The sequence below is a fragment of the Bradyrhizobium sp. genome (assembly GCF_052389815.1).
In the GTDB taxonomy this organism is placed as follows: domain Bacteria; phylum Pseudomonadota; class Alphaproteobacteria; order Rhizobiales; family Xanthobacteraceae; genus Bradyrhizobium.
Genome location: NZ_JBQTHN010000131.1, coordinates 1 through 2,089, shown reverse-complemented (window position 1 = coordinate 2,089; position 2,089 = coordinate 1). Strand labels below are relative to the sequence as shown.

3 protein-coding genes are annotated in these 2,089 nt (G+C 63.3%); all 3 read right to left on the bottom strand.

The features are described from left to right. Positions 1–913 (bottom strand): CobW family GTP-binding protein (locus ACT4OC_RS21365; protein WP_444841021.1); only part of this gene is annotated, 913 nt, incomplete at its 3' end. Positions 914–971: 58 nt separating this feature from the next. Further along, positions 972–1,844, bottom strand: coding sequence for a metal ABC transporter solute-binding protein, Zn/Mn family (locus tag ACT4OC_RS21360; RefSeq protein WP_444841020.1), 873 nt, complete (start codon positions 1,842–1,844; stop codon positions 972–974). A 3-nt stretch (positions 1,845–1,847) separates the two neighbouring features. After that, positions 1,848–2,089, bottom strand: a 242-nt coding sequence (locus ACT4OC_RS21355) for a metal ABC transporter permease (protein ID WP_444841019.1), incomplete at its 5' end; no start/stop codon positions are given.

Here is a 2,089-nt window from a genome sequence, read left to right as displayed (position 1 = left end):
CCTGGAAGACGTAGCGGTCGTCATCGTCGCTGAAGGCGAGGATGCCCTTGGAGCGCAGGATCTTCTGGCCTTCGCTGGCGACGAGCTGCTGCAGCCACGGCATGAATTTCGTCGGATCGAGCGGCTTCTCCGTGCGCAGCGCCAGCGACTGCATTTCCTCGTCGTGATAATGCTTCAGGCCACCATGGCCATGGCCGTGATCGTGATGGTCATGGCCGTGATGGTGGTGATCGCGGTCATGGTCATGATCGTCGGCCTCGAGGAACGCCGGCTCGATTTCGAGGATGCGATCGAGATCGAACGCGCCGCGCTCCAGCACGTCCGCCAGAGCCACCTTGCAGCGCTCGGTGCGGTGCAGCTTGGCATAGGGATTGATGCCGCGAATGCGGGCCTCGATCTCGGCGAGCTCGGGCCTGGAGACGAGATCGGTCTTGTTGAGCACGATGACGTCGGCGAAGGCGATCTGGTTCTTGGCTTCCGGCGCGTCCTTGAGACGATCGTTCAGCCATTTGGCATCCGCCACGGTGACGACGGCATCGAGCCGCGCATTCTTCTGCACGTCCTCGTCGACGAAGAAGGTCTGCGCCACCGGCGCCGGGTCGGCGAGGCCCGTGGTCTCGACGATGATGGCGTCGAACTTGCCCTTGCGCTTCATCAGCCCTTCGATGATGCGCACGAGGTCGCCGCGAACGGTGCAGCAGATGCAGCCGTTGTTCATCTCGAACACTTCCTCGTCGGCGCCGATGATGAGGTCGTTGTCGATGCCGATCTCGCCGAATTCGTTGACGATGACCGCGTATTTCTTGCCGTGGTTCTCCGACAGGATGCGGTTGAGCAGCGTGGTCTTGCCGGCGCCGAGATAGCCCGTCAGCACGGTCACGGGAATTTTTTGGGAAGGTGCAACCTCTGCCATAACAGCTCCGAAAGCGGGATTTTGGCGCCGCCCAGGCCTTGCGGGGTGGGACCCCGCCCTAGTCGCCGAGCGCGCGCGTCAAGGCCTTTATATTGTGCCTCACCATCTCAATGTAAGTGGGGGCATCGCCCTTTTCGCCGGTCAAACCGTCGGAATACAGCGTTCCGCCGACCCTGGCGCCGGTCTCGGCCGAGATCCGCTGCATCAGGCGGGGATCGCTGACATTTTCCAGGAATACCGCCGGTATTTTCGCCCGCCTGATCTGGGTGATGATTTTCGCGATGTCGCGCGCGCTGGGCTCGGATTCGGTGGAGACGCCGAGCGGGGCGATGAACTCGATGCCGTAGGAGGCCGCGAAGTAGCCGAAGGCGCTGTGGGTCGAGATCACCTTGCGCCGGTCGGGCGGAAGTCTTGCGACCGCCTCGCGAACCTCGCGGTCGAGCGCGTCGAGCTTGGCGATATAGGCCTGCGAGTTCTTCACGAACTGCTCGGCGGCGGCAGGATCGGCGGCCGCCAGCGCCATGCTGATATTGGCGACGTAGATCTTCGTATTGTTGACCGACTGCCAGGCGTGCGGGTCCACGACCGATCCCAGGCGGAGGGTCGAGATGCCGTTGCTCGCGGTGACGATCCTTGCCTTGCTGCCGGACGATTGCACCAGCCGCCGCAGCCAGCCTTCAAAGCCAAGGCCGTTGACGACAATCAGCCTTGCATCCGCAATCTTCCTGGCGTCCGCCGGCGTCGGCGAATAAACATGGGCATCGCTGTCGGGACCGACCAGGGTCGTGACGGCGACGTTGTCGCCGCCGACATTGCGCACGAGATCGCCGAGGATCGAGAAGGTCGCAACGACCTTGATCGGCTCGGCACGCGCCGGCAGCACGCTGGCAATCAGCGCGATACAAAACAGGAATACCGAATATCTGCGCATGGGTCACGCTTCGAGATGGCGGCGGGGGAACGCTTGCCGCACTAGGCCGCCGCAGTTGCCGAACAGCAGTGAGGTCACGTAAAGCCCCGCCGCGACCAGGATCACCGCAGGGCCGGAGGGAATTCCGCTCTGGAACGACAGCACCAGCCCCACATAGCCCGAAACGATCGCGCTCAGAACCGCGATGCAGATCATGCCGGTGATATCGCGCGACCAGAATCGGGCGATGCCGGCGGGGAGGATCA

Bases quoted from the DNA above. Each gene is read 5' to 3' on its own strand.
- ACT4OC_RS21360 (WP_444841020.1), bottom strand. From the start codon at position 1,844: ATGCGCAGATATTCGGTATTCCTGTTTTGTATCGCGCTGATTGCCAGC.